Raw genomic sequence first — 14,978 nt, 5'->3', positions numbered from 1 at the left:
CCCGATTTTGACATTTATCAAATATTTATAACTGCGCCCTGATCCGGCTCAGGGTTTCCAGCGTAATACCCAGATAAGAGGCAATGTAACGTAGCTGTACCCGCTGAATCATATAAGGATATTTTTGGAGCAATGACTGATACCGCTCTTTAGCTGTATTAAACTGCAGGCTATGTAAACGTTCTTCCAGCCAGATCGCATAAGCTTCCACCCCTAATAACCATAGTCGCTCGATGGCAGGAAATTGTTGCCGGAGCACCAGCAGGTCATTAAAACTAACGGCTTCAATTACGGTATCTTCCAACGCTTCAAAGCTCTCCGGACAAGGAGTTTGGCGGGTAACACTTTCCAATGAAAACACGGGATCTTCTTCAAAACAAAAAGAAGTGGTAATCTCCTTATCATCTTTTGCGTAATAACTGCGTACCGCTCCTTTAATGATGAAGTAACAAAAACGGCAAACACGCCCCTGCTCTATCAGGAGCTCCCCTTTTTTGAATACCTTTTCTTCCGCTACTTTTACATAAGCGTCGTACAAAGCCTCATCCTGGAAAGCATCTAAGACTAATTGTTTTATTTCTTCTTCCTGATCCATATAAATGTAATATTTGCTGGTTAGAAAGGCACATGTTCCTAATTATAATATCATATTGCCATTCGCTGCAATACAGGTATCCTCATCGATAACACATTAACCTCGCTTATTAATTTCATGCAGCACCAGGAATTTTGAGATAGACATGGCTACGATCATCTCTCTAAAGTTGCTGTAATGAACGCTGTCTTCCGCAAACTTTACTTGTGCTTTTTCACATTTACTGATAATGGAAGCTATAGGTGGCGACGCTTGCTGCAACTCTTCAGCTGTATATTTTCGGGTATGCTCCTCCGTTATCAATGCTATTGAAATGTACATCGCTTTTATTCTGTTCCTAAGGAGGGTATGCTGAGAAGTGCCTTCCGCAAATTTGGGTTGTATTTTTTCACATTTGCTGATAGTGGAAGACACTACCCGTAACGCAGCTAACAATTCTTCTTTTGTATATTTCATCATAGCTCCGCAATAATAATGCAGGTCTAAAATAAAAACTAATCGTTAAGCCAGGAAAACAAATATAGCCGCTTCAAAAAATAACTTACCGAACGTTTGGTAAAATAAAAAATTCGCTTACCTTTGATCCATGAGACCACAAAAAATAGATGATACCCAGCTGATCGAAGGACTGATGTCAGTACTACAATCCAAGGGGTTTGAAGGCGCCAGCCTCAACGACTTTGCCCAAGCAACCGGTTTGCAAAAGGCTAGTCTGTATCATCGGTTTCCGGGCGGAAAAAATGAGATGGCCATCATGATATTGCAATTTGTTAATACCTGGATAAAGGATCATATATACCTGGTACTGACAGAAAAAGGGGCAACGACCGCCACTAAATTGCAACGAGTAGTACAGCACATCAAACAATTATACCAAAATGGAGAGAAAAGTTGCATACTAAATGCGCTGTCGCTGGATTCGGGATTAGTGATATTGGGTGATGAGATCAGCAAAGCAATGCGACTGTGGATGGAGGCCTTTACCGCACTGGGTGTAGAGTTGGGCTATACGACTACGCAGGCAGAAACAAAAGCCAGACAATCGCTTACTTTCGTACAGGGCGGCCTTGTATTGGCCAAAGGATTAGGAGATCCTATCTATTTTCATAAAGCACTCTCCGATCTGAAATCACTTTTTGTCAGGGAGTAAAAATTTTTTCATTTTATATTTTACCGAATGTTCGGTAAATAAATATTAATCTTAAAACAAAATATATGAGCTTAGTAAAACATCACACCACGTCCATAAACGGAATCGACATCTTCTACCGGGAAGCTGGCCAAAAAGGCAAACCTACCCTGGTGTTACTACATGGTTATCCTACGTCATCGCACATGTATCGTAACCTGATGCAGCAACTGGCTAACGATTATTACCTGATCGCTCCCGATTATCCTGGCTTCGGCAGAAGCGCCCAGCCACATATGGCCGACTTCGAATACTCCTTCAGCAATTTTGCCAACATCGTACAAGGCTTACTGAACCAGCTTGAATTGACTCGCTACAGCCTTTATCTGATGGACTACGGCGCGCCTGTTGGCTTCCGTATAGCTGCAGCAAATCCCGAAAAGATCGATTCACTGATCGTTCAAAACGGCTGCGCCTACGACGAAGGACTGGAACAATTCTGGGACCCTATTAAAGCATATTGGAAAGACAGGCACAACAAAGTGGCAGAGCGTACATTGGAAGGTTTTCACAGTATCGAAGGTTTGCAATGGCAATACACCCATGGCGTATCCAATAATGAACTCATTAGCCCGGATAACTGGGAACATGACCTACGGCACTTATTACGCCCTGGCAACGACCGTATACAACTCCAGTTATTCTACGACTATCAAAGTAATGTTGCCTTGTATCCTGAATGGCAGGCATACTTCCGCACACACAACCCCGAAATGCTGATTGTCTATGGTAAAAACGATTACATATTTCCGGTAGCCGGAGCCGAAGCTTACAAAAAAGATGTAAAACACCTGCAATACCATTTGTATGATACCGGCCACTTCGCTCTGGAAACACATGGGGAAGAAATAGCAGCTACGATCCGCACATTTCTTGAAACGAAAGTAGTCCGTAAATCTCCGGTTACAGTCTGATAATAAATTCGCCTTCCCGGAACATGCTTTCATCGTCACTCCGGGAAGGCTATCATTTCCTCCTACTCCATACAATTTACCATGAAGCCACCATTATTTTCCACTATCTTTTTAATCTGTATACTTATGATAAGTACACTAAACACGACTGCAAGTGAGCAATCATACCCGGTTTACCACAAAACTATCGAAGTTGACGGCGTCCATATCTTTTACCGGGAAGCTGGTGATACGACCAAACCTACGTTATTACTACTGCATGGGTTTCCTTCTTCTTCGCACAATTTCAGGACGCTCATCCCCCTGTTGAAAGATGATTTTCATATACTCGCCCCGGATTATCCTGGCTTTGGGTTCAGTGATATGCCGGCGATGTCTGCATTTGATTACACCTTTGAAAACTATGCGCTTTACATTGAAAAATTCCTTTTCCTGAAAGGCGTGCATAAGTGTAGCATGTATTTGTTTGATTATGGCGCGCCGGTAGGCATGCGAATAATACAGCGTAATCCGGGGATACTGGAAAACCTGATAGTCCAGAATGGCAATATATATGCAGAAGGGCTAAGCGACATTCTCAAAATGTACCGGAAAAACATCGATGAAAATACGGCAGCTTCCCGCGCCGAAGTCTATAAAGCGTTTGAACTGGAATACACCATGTTTGAATATCTCCATGGCGTAAGTGACCCCACGAAAGTAGCTCCGGAAAGTTACCAGCTCGATCAGTTCCTGATGAACAGACCTGGCAATAAAGAAATACAGTACAAACTGAAATACGATTATCGTTTCAATATAGCGGCGTATCCGCAATGGCAACAAACCTTGCGTAAAATTGCGCCCAGGGTACTAATCGTATGGGGCGAAAATGATCCAGTATTCCTGAAAGCAGGCGCCCTTGCTTTTAAGAAAGATATCGCCGAACCTGAAATACATTTTTATCCTACCGGACACTTTGCATTGGAAGAATATGTGGTGGAAATAGCGGCAAGGATCAAAACCTTCTTAAAGCCTAAACATTGATGGGTATTGCCGGGTCTGCGCCCTATCAGTAGTACCCGGTTATGTGACTTCCCTTACATGAAAATGATGAAGACACATCCGAAAAGAAAACATCGCCATGAATTTTCCTTTGCCGAAAAACCGGATCAACTGTATCATAGTCTGATCCGGTTTTTCAATGCTATAGCTAAATACAGACAATTCAACAGGGCTATTTATCTTATCTACCTATACCTCTTCTATAATTTTTTCTTTCAACAGTGTGATATCGCTCATATTACGGAATGCCCGTATCAGATAAGTACTTTTGCTTAACTTATCTGCATTTCTGCCATGAATATTACTGACATCGATCAGCGTAGTATATTCCTTCAATCCTTCATCCGTCCAGTCATTTTCAGCCGTATTAAAGTTGGATTTTATGATAATCGAATCCGCATACAAGCCGGAGTACTTGTAGTAATTACCAAAATAGCTGCTTTCATGTGGCTCAAATAGAAGATCCAGTTTATCCTGCAGTAAGTCAACGATGATTTGCAAGTCTGTGGCAGTACTGCCGAAAGTATAATAATAGTTCTTTCTCATTTCTCCGGTTTCATTATGCTATTGTATAAGTTCCTGCCAATCACTCATGGCATCAGCTCTGCCGGCAAAGGCAAAGAATGATAGTAAATTACTGAAATTATTCCCAGGATGATGAACCCTGCTCCCGCAATCAGCAAAAACCATTGTGCTTTTTTCTTCTTCAAAAAAAATGCTGCTACTATATAAGTACATCCGAAAAAGCATAGGGTCTCACCAAACCAATGCGGGTAGATGGTCATTTCATCCAAAAAGGAATAGGAGAACAATAATGCTATAAAAAAGGGGATTCCAAGCAATAAGACCTTCCAGTATATATTTCTGATTCGCGGAACTAACATAGGTATCGTTATTTTTTTCCCATATGCCGGCTATACAGATTGACGGATCATTTTTCTACATCATCTTCCATCTCTCCACTAAATCCATTTTAATTCAACCTATATCAACACCTGCTTGAAAATGAAAAAGCGATACAAAATCCGTCCACGAATTTTGTATCAATTCTTGCAGAGAGGCAGGGTCATTCGTGATGAGACGGACGCAATATCCTAAAAACAAAAAAGCCTTTAGGCAATTACCTAAGGCTTCTTCTTCTGCGGAGAGTCAGGGATTCGAACCCCGGGACCTGTTACAGTCAACAGTTTTCAAGACTGCCGCAATCGACCGCTCTGCCAACTCTCCAGGGACGCAAAAGTATAAAACGAAACTGAATTAACAAAAAAAATTAGCACAAAAACAAAAAATCCGCCATAGTGGCGGATTTACGTTTAAAACAAATAACAAATGGCGGACCTAAGCGAGGTAATCCGGTGCTGTTGATTCCTGGTTTCATCTGGCTAACTATCGCTTTGATCCGCCATTCGCCATTCATTTCAGGAGACGGTTATTTCCAGCCGCCGCCTAAAGAACGGTACAGATCTACCATGGCGCTTAAACGCTGCCGGTCTATATCTGCCTGCCCCAGTTCCGCTTTCAGGGAATTAGCCTGTGCGGTAATTACTTCCAGGTAATTGGCCATACCACTGCGGAACAGCATCTGTGCCTGCTGTACTGCCAGCTGGGAGGTATTCACCTGTTTGGAAGCTATCGCTTGCTGGGTTTTCAGTTTATCTAATTTTATCAGCGCATCGCTCACCTCTCCGATGGCATTCAGCGCAGATTGTTTGAAGGTGATCACGGCTTGCTCGCGCTCATTCTTCGCTACTTCCAGTTGTGTTTTTAAGGCACGGCGCTGGAAGATAGGCTGGGTAATGCTACCGGCTACTGTCCCGAATAAGGATGCCGGCAGATTAAACCAGGTGCTGGCTTTAAAGGAGTTCACACCACCATTGGCAGTGATGTTGAGCGTAGGGTACATATTTCCCTGTGCTACACCTACTTTGGCGTTAGCGGCTACCAGGCCCATTTCGTTGGCACGTACATCCGGACGACGGCTGATCATGGCTGCTGGTACGCCAGCAGGTAATGTTTCGCCTACCTGGAAGTCGGAGAGTTTGCTGCTGCGGGCAATAGTGCTCGGCAGTTCACCAGTCAGGATGCGGATCGCATTTTCCTGGATGGCGATACCCTGTTCCAGCTGCGGCAGCAACAATTCTGCTGTCTGCTGTTGGGAAATAGCCTGTTGTACCGCCAGTTCTGTTACTTCCCCGGCAGTTTTCTGCAGACGGATCATTTGTACGATGGTATCGCTGAGGGTTACATTTTTACGGGCAATGCTCAGCTGATTATCCAGCATCAGCAGGTTGAAGTAGCTGCTGGCAACAGCTGCTACCAGGCTGGTTTGTACGGCATGCTGTCCTTCATAGGTCTGCAGGTAAGTAGCCATCGCTGCTTCTTTCTGGCGACGGATTTTACCCCATACATCTACTTCCCAGGACATCCCTACACCTAAGTTAAAGTCTTCGATATGATCACCAAAGTTGAACTGTTGCATGTTCATACCAGTGAAACTATTCTTGGACGGAAAATTGGTATTACCTGTGGCGGTGGCAGTGAAAGCCGGCAGCCAGGCCAGTTTGGCTTGTTTCAGGTAAGATTGTGCCGACTCTACCCTTTTAACGGCCAGCTGCAGATCATAGTTGCCGGTGAGGGCTTTGTCGATGAGCTGTTGTAAGGTAGCATCTGCAAAAAAACGTTTCCATTCTATCTCTGCTATACTGCTGCTATCGGAAGGGGCAACAGTCGTGTTACCAAACTGCTGGGGCAGCGCCACCGGGGGCCGCTCGTAATTACGACCAACCCGGCATGCTGCTAACCCTACAACTAAGGACAACAACAAAAAATAAAATGTGCTATATCTTGTTTTCATTTGTCGTATTTCTGATTCTGATAATTCTTGTTTTATACAGGTACTAGTGTACCATTTCACCTTCTTCTGCAGCAGCTACCACCGGTTTACGGCTGATTTTCTCCTGCAGGTACTGGAACATCACATACAACACCGGTATCACAAACACACCCAGTATTACCCCGGTTAACATACCGCCGGCAGCACCGGTACTGATGGATCGGTTACCCTGTGCAGAGGAACCGGTAGCACGCATCAGCGGCAACAGGCCTGCAATAAAGGCAAAGGAAGTCATCAGGATCGGACGTAAACGCAGGCTGGCTGCACGGATAGCCGAAGCTACCAGGCCCATACCACTACGCCGCCGCTGTACCGCATATTCCACGATCAGGATCGCATTCTTCGCCAGCAAACCTATCAGCATGATCAAACCTACCTGTACATAAATGTTGTTGTCGATACCAAACAGGTTGATGAATACAAACACCCCGAAGATACCCAGCGGTATAGATAAGATTACCGCCAGTGGCAGGATGTAGCTTTCATACTGTGCTGCCAGCAGGAAGTATACAAAGATGAGACACAGGGTAAAGATGATAGCCGCCTGGTTACCTGCGCTGATTTCTTCTTTGGTCATACCTACCCATTCATAGGAAAAACCTCTTGGCAGGTACTGCGCTGCTACTTCTTCTACCGCTTTAATAGCATCACCACTACTGTATCCTGGTTTCGCCTGACCATTGATGGTAACAGCGTTGAACAGGTTGTTACGGGTAACGGTTTCAGGTCCGTATACTCGTTTCAGTGATACGACGGTGTTGATAGGTACCATTTCACCGTGTACATTTTTTACGTATACGCCATCCAGTGAGGATACTTCCTTACGCAGTTCGGCATCTGCCTGAACAATTACACGGTAGTATTTACCAAACCTGTTAAAGTCAGACGCAAACATACTACCATAGTACACCTGCATGGTTTGCAGGATATCGCCTACCGGTATACCCAGCTGTTTGGCTTTGCGGTCGTCTATTTCTATTTCGTATTGCGGGTGGTTGTTGTTAAAGGTGGTGAAGGCAAACGCAATTTCTTTACGTTTCATCAGCTCACCGATAAAACCATAGGCGGTGTTACCCAGTTTATCCAGCGGCCCACCGGTACGATCCTGGAGGATCACCTCAAAACCGGCTACGTTACTGAAACCTGGTACGGTAGGCATATTGAATACGAAGATGCTGGCTTCCGGAATAGCGGCAAATTTCTGTTGCAGCATTCCCATGATGGCATCCATATTTTTGATGGCGCCCCTTTGCGCGTGTGGTTTCAGTTTGATGAAACCTACACCAGAAGTCGCACTGCTGGAGTTAGACAGGAAGTTAAAACCGGATACACTCAGGTAGTTGTGGGTACCTTCCAGGTCTTTTACGATGTGTTCTACTTTATTTACCACTTCGCGGGTACGTTCCAGGGAAGATCCGGGAGGCATGGTTACGGCATATACCGCAAAGCCCTGATCTTCTGTAGGAATAAAGCCGGATGGTGTTTTACGCATCAGCCAGAAAGTCACCGCACCAATGATCAGCAGTCCGGTAACGGTTACCCATTTATTTTTAATGAGGAACTGTAAGCTACGTACATACTTATTGGTCATGGCAGTGAAACCTGTGTTGAAAGCAGCGAAGAAACGCTTGCCAAAACCTTTGGTCTGCAACTGTACTTTACCTTTCTGTGTATGATGTTGATCGTGATCTGTGCTATGGTTATTTTTCAGCAACAGGGCACACAACGCAGGACTCAGCGTTAATGCGTTCAGCGCCGAAATCAGGATCGCGATAGCGAGGGTAAAGGCAAACTGCCGGTAAAATACCCCTGCCGGACCTTCCATGAAACCTACCGGGATAAACACGGCAGACATCACGAGGGTAATGGAGATAATCGCACCGGAAATTTCCTGCATGGAAGATAACGTCGCATGTCGCGGGTTGGCTCCTTTCTCCATTTTGGAGTGGACCGCTTCCACCACCACAATCGCATCATCCACCACAATACCAATCGCCAGAATCAATGCGAACAATGTCAGCAGGTTGATTGAGAAACCAAAGAGCTTCATGAAGAAGAAGGTACCGATAATCGCTACTGGCACGGCAATGGCCGGGATCAGGGTAGAACGGAAATCCTGCAGGAAGATGAACACCACGATAAATACCAGGATAAATGCTTCTATCAGGGTATGTTTCACCTGGTCAATCGATTCGTCCAGGTATTCTTTCGTACTATAGATATTAAAGTATTCTACGCCGGCAGGAAAAGCAGCAGAGGCTTTTTTCATCAATGCGTTGATGGTTTCCTGTATTTCGTTGGCGTTGGAACCGGAAGTCTGATTGATAGCGATACCGATACCATATTTACCGTTTACACGGGTATCACTACCATAGCTGAAAGAGCCAAACTCTACGCGGGCAACGTCTTTCAGACGTACCACAGAACCATTGGCATCTGCGCGGAGGATGATATCTTCATACTGTTGGTTTTTATTCAGCTTCCCTTTGTATTTGATGATATACTCAAAAGATTCTTTACTGCCTTCTCCGAAACGGCCGGGAGCCGCTTCCAGATTCTGATCGCGGATAGCGCCCAGTACTTCCTGCGGAGACATATTATAAGCAGTAAGTCTTTCCGGTTTCAGCCAGATACGCATGGAGTAATCTTTCGCACCAAATACCATCGCCTGACCAACACCGTTTACACGTTGTATTTCCGGGATGATATTGATTTTTGCGTAGTTCTGCAGGAACGTTTCATTGTACTCCTCTTTATCACTCATCAGGTTCACCACCATGATCATACTGTTCTGCTGTTTCTGCGTGCTGATACCGGCTTGCACTACTTCCGCAGGCAACAGGCTCGTAGCCTTAGCTACACGGTTTTGCACGTTTACAGCAGCCAGGTCAGGATTGGTTCCCAGCTTGAAATAAATATTGAGGGTCATGGAACCGTCGTTATTGGAAGTAGACGTCATGTAAGTCATGTTCTCTACCCCGTTCACGGCTTCTTCAATAGGTGTTGCTACCGAACGGGCTACCACTTCAGCGTTGGCACCCGGATAGGAAGCGGTTACCGCCACACTCGGTGGGGCAATCTCCGGAAACTGGCTCATGGGAAGCGTTACAAGCGCCAGTATTCCCAATAATACCAGAATGATGGATATAACTGTAGCCAGTACCGGCCGTTCTATAAATTTTCTAAACATACGAGCAATAGAATTTAAGCGTCATCAAAATGATGGCGTAAAGAGAATGCTATCACAAAGGCGGCAACGGTGTGTGTACCGCCTTTGCGAAATATTAAAGTGGTCTTACTTTCAGCAAGCTATCCAGTGATACATGCTGCGGGGCCACTACGGTACCATCGTGCAAACGGTCAAGACCTGCATACACGATACTCTGGCCAGCTTTTACCCCTTTATCAACGAAGTAGTAGTTACCGCTTTTTCCGGCGATGGTGATAGGAGTGCCAACTACTTTATTGCTGTCGGATACCAGGAACACCATTACTTTATCCTGCATTTCGTAAGTAGCTTCTGCAGGGATGACTACCGCCTGTGAAAACTGTTCCGGAATACGGATTTTACCGGTATTACCGGAGCGCAGCAAACCGGCTGCATTCGGGAAAGAGGCGCGGAAACTAACCGCTCCCATGGTTTTATCAAACTGACCTTCCATGGTTTCGATCTTACCTTTTTCGGTATATATGCTATTGTCAGCGAGTTTCAATTCTACTGCCGGCAATTGTTTTACTTTTTCTGCGATGCTGTTACCCGCAGTTTCATTTTTGAATTTCAGGAAGTCCGGCTCACTCATGGAGAAGTAAGCATATACCTGGCTTACATCAGACAACAGCGTTAATGGCTGTGGTTCTGCTCTTCCTACCAAAGCACCTGCTTTGTAAGGAATTCTGCCGATATAACCACTTACCGGAGCAGTGATAATCGTGTAGCCTACATTAATACTGGCATTACCCAACTGTGCCTGTGCCTGGGATACGGCTGCTTTGGCGGCCTGATAAGCTGCCTGGGCAGTTTTTAACTGTACTTCAGAAACTACGTTGTTGCTTACCAGTGGTGTCAGGCGGTCTACTTCCAGCTGTGCTTTTTCGAGATTCGCTTTAGCAGCCTGTAAAGATCCATTGGCATTGCTTTGCAGCTCTTTATATACCCGGTCATTGATGCGGAATAAAGGTTCGCCGGCTTTCACATAAGCGCCTTCATCTACATAAATTTTTTCCAGGATACCTTCTACCTGTGCGCGGATTTCCACGTTGGTACGACCTTCCAGCGTAGCGCTGTATTCCCGGTAAGTAGTGGCAGGAATGGTACTTACTTTCAGTACCGGCAGCTGAGCTGCCTGTGGCGCCTCTTCTTTGGCCTGAGAAGTACCGCAACCAGACATTACGGTAAGAACAATAAAACTATAAAGTAAGCCTGCCGGCAAATTTGCAATAATTGGTTTCAATGGTTTCATGTTACTTTTTTTAAAAATCACTAAATAGATACACCCCCTCCTGCTGACGTACACAATAGCAAAATATTGTTGCACGACGCAAGTACAGTTGTAATGATAACAGTCCGGGTGTGGGTATACAGGTAGACAACATCGCGTTACTCACAGGCACACAACTTTACAGCACGTCATGTGTTAGTGGGTAGCAATTAATTACCTCTGTAAAAGGAAAAGAAAGGTTCGCGGCGTTCCGCTAATTAATTCTCATCGGCTTTCAAATTAAGAATGATGCACGGGCGACATCATTAAATTATTACGTTGCAAAAATAGAAATTTAAAATTACCGGAAGTTTAAATTTTTACGGGTTTAATTGTACTTTTCACGGATAGTACGTTGAAATGATACGGGCGTGTAGCCGGTATGCTTCTTAAAAAACCGGTTAAAGTAAGCATCGTCCTCAAAATTCAACATGGCGGCAATCTGTTTTATGGAGTGTTCTTCCCAATACAATAAACGCTTTGCTTCCATTATCCGCTTCTCGTCGATAATGTTTTTTGCGTTTCTGCCCAGGAGTGCTTTTACCGTATCATTCAGGTGACCTGGTGATACAAATAACATTTCAGCATAATCCGATACCTGCGGTTTAACATGGAAATGCTGGTCTACCAGCATTTTAAACTGCCTGGCCATATTATACTGCGAACTCTCCGCATTCATCCAGTTACCACTGGGTTCTGAAATACGTCCACATGCAATCACTAAAGCATTCAGCAAATTCCGGATCACGGCTTCCTTGCGAAGTTTGTTGCTGTTATATTCCTTGGTAATCAGATCGGCATAAGACATGACTTCTGCTATCTGTTCTTCATTCAGGGGGATCAGTCCCGAACTAAAGATACAACGCCAGCAACTTACAATTCCTTGCATTTCCGGCACCAGAAATTCACTGGTAAAATAAATATTGATGATTTCCGCATCGGTGGCCATTTCATGCTGATGGACCTGTTGCGGTTCCATCAGCATGATAGCTGGCGCCTGTACTTCGTATTGTCTGAAATCAATGGCATGCTTCACGCTGCCTTTGACTAATATATCGATACTATATCCATTATGACGATGGGGTACTCCCAGATCATAACCGGCATCCTCACAACTTTTCCATTTCCCGATAAAGAAAGAGGCACCATCCGTATAATCACAGTTATAAACAGGTATACTGGGTTTCTTTGCTACTGTTTCCATCTGCTTTCCGTGTTTAATGAATAATAGAATGCTGCTATCGGAAATAAAGGTAGACGTTTATTCTTGCACCTCAAACTATACCCCGGCATAGATATTAACTATATCTCTGACGTCCGGCGCCACCAATACCCCTACGGCCGACCTTCTGTTTCTGCTTCTTTTGGTTTCTCCTGCACCAGTACCAGATCGCTGAGCTTCACATTAATCGGAATATTTCCGATCTGCACAATCGCCCGTTTGTCGCGGATCTCGATCACCTTGCCGACCTGCCGGTTGGTAACAATTTTTACCTGATCACCTACCTGACATTGTCCGCTGATCTCCTCGAACTTCTCTTGTACCTTACGATCGATCTTCTCATTGATCTGCTTTTCACGACGACGGAACAATAATATCTCCGCCTGCTTCATCACCTTTTCTTTATCGTCAGATCGCTTCCACTCTCCTACAATCTGCTTCAGCTTGCGCTCCATATCTTTCAGGTATTGCAGGTCTGTTTCCTTGATCTGGTTCTGCAACTTCATGAAAGTGATCTGCTGACTCTTCTTCTCTTTATCCGACAGGATCTCATACTCTCTTTTCAGCCGTTCATTTTCTTTCAGTAGTTTCTGCAGTTCTTTTTCTTTTGATTCTACTTTCTGCAGATCCTGTTCTGCTTTATTCAGCAACTTATCCAGCTGGAAATGGCCTTCATCCACGAGTTTCTTGGCCCGTGCAATCAGCGCAGGATTTAATCCGATCCTTTCCGCAATAGAAAAAGTATAGGAACTTCCCGGCTTACCCACCATCAGTTTATACATCGGTAAAAGGGTTTGTTCATCAAAGCCCATCGCGCCGTTGATGATTCCTTTTACTTTATTGGCCATCACTTTCAGGTTAAGATAGTGCGTGGTAACAATACCAAATGCATGCTTCTTGGCCAGTTCCTCCATGATCACTTCCGCAAAAGCACCACCCAGATTGGGATCGGAACCACTACCCAGTTCATCAATGAAGAACAACGTTTTCCCGTTGGCGTTCTCCATGAAATACTTCATGTTTTTCAGATGAGAACTATAGGTACTCAGTTCAAACTCCAGCGATTGGGTATCCCCGATATGAATCATCAGTTGTTTGAAGATACCCAGTTGGGAAGATGGATGCACGGGTACCAGCAAACCGGATTGTAACATCAGCTGAATGAGACCAATGGTTTTCAGGGTTACCGTTTTACCACCGGCGTTAGGTCCGCTGATCACCAGTATATGTGCGTCTTTATCCAGATTAATATTTACCGGGATGGTAGGCTTTTTATTCTTTCTGTTATATAATAATAACAAAGGATGGTAAGCCTGTATCAGGTGTAACTGCGCCTGCGGTAACAATGTGGGATAATGTGCATCCATATCCAGGGCCAGTTTGGCCTTTCCCCGGATAAAATCGTAGGTACCCAGGATATCATGATAACCATTGAGCAAGTGTCCGTAACTGCTGAGGGAAGCCGTCATTGCTTTCAGAATGCGGTATACCTCGCGGCCTTCTTCTCTTTCCAGCGCCTGCACATCATTATTGAGTTCGATTGTTTCTTCCGGCTCGAGGAAAGCCGTCTTGCGGGTGTCTGACTCTCCGAGTATCAAGCCTTTCACCATCCGTTTGTTTTCCGCATAGATGGCTACCACCCGGCGGCCGTTCAGGAAGGCTTCTTCCTGATCAGCGAGATAGTTGAGCTTTTGTAATTTCTGCAGGATACGGTCAAATACCCGGCGCAGCTCATTGCGTTTCCGGAACAGCGACATTCTGATCTTAGCCAGTTCCGGAGAGGCATTGTCGCGTACCTGCCCCAATTCATCGAGTACTTCATCGATGGTGGCCGTGATTTTTTTCTCGTAGTGGGTGTCTTTGATCACTTCAAACAGGCCACCATATTGGGTACGGCGGTCATGATCAAAAAACCGGACGATGCTATGCATGCTTTCTGCCAGTTTACGCAGTAGCATGGCCTGTTCTCCTGTTAGTACGGCGCCTTCAATCGCCAGCAACCGTAACTCTTTTTTCAGGTTCAGGATATAATCATTCGGGAAATTCTCTTGTAACAGCGTCAGCTGTTTATATTCATGGGCTTGTTGCAGCGCTGTTTTAACATAATCTATATGTGTATGCAAACGAAGGTTAGCGGCCATTTCTTTGCCGAGGTCCGTTTTACAATGCTCTTGCAGCAATGCCTGAACTTTATCGAATTCCAACTGCATTAACGCAGACTCAGGAAAATATTTCAAGTGATATTGTATTTAAGGTAATAAGACGGCACAAACATGTTGCCAGCTGTTTGCTGCCAGTTAAAATGAATTAGCATCGCGCGCTTCCTGGCGCGGCCTGTATGGGCGGAGAGGTGCTTATCTGGGAAAAATAATTATATCTTTTTCATCGGCTTTGTCATTATGCTATCAACGTATCCGGTTACCCGGCTTTTCATATATGTTCCTGCTGCTGCTGCTACTGTTGACGTGTACTTTTTGGCCAGGATCGAGGGTCTTCACAGACGCCTGTTAACTGCAAAAGAATGTTAAAGTTACTTAACTTGTTGTTCTCTTGTATCACTTATTACGTAAATTATCGTGGATACAGGGGCTATAAAGATGGCTGATTACACTGCAACACCGCTACAGTACTGCATTTGCCAACGAC

The 14,978-nt window shown here is 44.8% G+C and carries 11 protein-coding genes and 1 tRNA gene; 3 read left to right on the top strand and 9 right to left on the bottom strand.

Annotated elements, in window-relative coordinates:
- Positions 1–25 precede the first annotated feature (25 nt).
- A complete protein-coding gene (locus OL444_RS13110) occupies positions 26–595 on the bottom strand; it encodes a Crp/Fnr family transcriptional regulator (protein ID WP_264732742.1) in 570 nt (189 codons plus the stop codon).
- 96 nt (positions 596–691) lie between these two features.
- Positions 692–1,054 carry a hypothetical protein gene (locus OL444_RS13105; protein WP_264732743.1) on the bottom strand — a complete coding sequence of 121 codons (363 nt, stop codon included), beginning with the start codon at positions 1,052–1,054 and terminating at the stop codon, positions 692–694.
- A gap of 127 nt (positions 1,055–1,181) precedes the next feature.
- Between OL444_RS13105 and OL444_RS13100 the strand changes: the two genes are divergently transcribed.
- The 3 genes from OL444_RS13100 to OL444_RS13090 all read left to right on the top strand — a co-directional run bounded on the left by OL444_RS13100 (position 1,182) and on the right by OL444_RS13090 (position 3,721).
- Positions 1,182–1,745, top strand: a complete 564-nt coding sequence (locus OL444_RS13100; RefSeq protein WP_264732744.1) for a TetR/AcrR family transcriptional regulator — start codon at positions 1,182–1,184, stop codon at positions 1,743–1,745.
- Positions 1,746–1,810: 65 nt separating this feature from the next.
- Entirely contained in the window at positions 1,811–2,698 is an 888-nt protein-coding gene (locus OL444_RS13095; RefSeq protein WP_264732745.1) for an alpha/beta fold hydrolase, read from the top strand.
- A gap of 126 nt (positions 2,699–2,824) precedes the next feature.
- Complete coding sequence (locus OL444_RS13090) at positions 2,825–3,721, top strand: alpha/beta fold hydrolase (RefSeq protein ID WP_264732746.1); 897 nt, start codon at positions 2,825–2,827, stop codon at positions 3,719–3,721.
- A 207-nt stretch (positions 3,722–3,928) separates the two neighbouring features.
- Here OL444_RS13090 and OL444_RS13085 read toward each other — a convergent pair whose 3' ends face one another.
- From OL444_RS13085 to OL444_RS13055, 7 genes are all read right to left on the bottom strand, one after another.
- A complete protein-coding gene (locus tag OL444_RS13085) occupies positions 3,929–4,285 on the bottom strand; it encodes a hypothetical protein (RefSeq protein WP_264732747.1) in 357 nt (118 codons plus the stop codon).
- Positions 4,286–4,881: 596 nt separating this feature from the next.
- Positions 4,882–4,966, bottom strand: a tRNA-Ser gene (locus tag OL444_RS13080).
- Positions 4,967–5,168: 202 nt separating this feature from the next.
- Positions 5,169–6,593, bottom strand: coding sequence for an efflux transporter outer membrane subunit (locus OL444_RS13075; protein ID WP_264732748.1), 1,425 nt, complete (start codon positions 6,591–6,593; stop codon positions 5,169–5,171).
- 43 nt (positions 6,594–6,636) lie between these two features.
- Positions 6,637–9,822, bottom strand: a complete 3,186-nt coding sequence (locus OL444_RS13070) for an efflux RND transporter permease subunit (protein ID WP_264732749.1) — start codon at positions 9,820–9,822, stop codon at positions 6,637–6,639.
- 94 nt (positions 9,823–9,916) lie between these two features.
- Positions 9,917–11,092: an efflux RND transporter periplasmic adaptor subunit gene (locus OL444_RS13065; protein WP_264732750.1), complete on the bottom strand. Its 1,176-nt coding sequence runs from the start codon at positions 11,090–11,092 to the stop codon at positions 9,917–9,919.
- Positions 11,093–11,438: 346 nt separating this feature from the next.
- Positions 11,439–12,314, bottom strand: coding sequence for a helix-turn-helix domain-containing protein (locus tag OL444_RS13060; protein WP_264732751.1), 876 nt, complete (start codon positions 12,312–12,314; stop codon positions 11,439–11,441).
- A 131-nt stretch (positions 12,315–12,445) separates the two neighbouring features.
- On the bottom strand, positions 12,446–14,569 hold the full coding sequence (locus tag OL444_RS13055) for an endonuclease MutS2 (RefSeq protein ID WP_264732752.1): 2,124 nt from the start codon (positions 14,567–14,569) through the stop codon (positions 12,446–12,448).
- Positions 14,570–14,978 lie beyond the last annotated feature (409 nt).

The sequence above is a fragment of the Chitinophaga nivalis genome (assembly GCF_025989125.1).
In the GTDB taxonomy this organism is placed as follows: domain Bacteria; phylum Bacteroidota; class Bacteroidia; order Chitinophagales; family Chitinophagaceae; genus Chitinophaga; species Chitinophaga nivalis.
Note: the sequence above shows the minus strand (reverse complement) of the source record. Positions and strands in the feature narration are given on the sequence as shown.